The organism is Streptomyces sp. UG1 (assembly GCF_049974585.1).
In the GTDB taxonomy this organism is placed as follows: domain Bacteria; phylum Actinomycetota; class Actinomycetes; order Streptomycetales; family Streptomycetaceae; genus Streptomyces.
Map to the genome: position 1 here is coordinate 1 of NZ_JBNGGG010000172.1, position 544 is coordinate 544.

Below are 544 nucleotides of genomic sequence, written 5' to 3' on the forward strand. Positions count from 1 at the left end.
GAGCACGCCGAGGTCGACGCCCGCACCGCGATCTGCGTCCTCACCCACGACGCCAAGTTCGACATCCCCCTGCTCCGCGCGGCTCTCGGCCTCCCGGTCGGCTACATCGGCGCGATGGGCTCCCGCCGCACCCACGAGCACCGCCTGGAACGTCTGCGGAAGACCGGCGTGTCGGAAGAGCACCTCGCCCGCCTGCACTCACCGATCGGGCTCGACCTCGGCGCCCACACCCCCGAGGAGACAGCGATCTCCATCACCGCCGAGATCATCGCCCACACCCACAACGGCACCGGCCTGCCCCTGACCCGTGTCCCCGGTCCCATCCACGGGTCCGTCCCCGCAGCCCAGGGGTCGTCACCGGCCGAACTCCTGGCCGTATGAGACCCCACATGCTCGCCGACACCTATGGCCGGGTGGCCACCGACCTGAGGGTCTCGCTGACCGACCGCTGCAATCTGCGCTGCACGTACTGCATGCCAGAGGAGGGCCTGCAGTGGCTGGCCAAGCCCGACCTGCTTGACGACGACGAGATCGTCCGCCTGAT

At 69.9% G+C, this 544-nt stretch carries 1 protein-coding gene and 1 pseudogene; both read left to right on the plus strand.

The annotated features are described in order from the left end of the window. On the plus strand, positions 1-381 hold a 381-nt coding region (locus tag ACP4J3_RS50880), incomplete at its 5' end, for an XdhC family protein (RefSeq protein ID WP_426545125.1). 8 nt (positions 382-389) lie between these two features. Further along, positions 390-544: pseudogene (locus ACP4J3_RS50885) on the plus strand (GTP 3',8-cyclase MoaA); the annotation flags it as partial.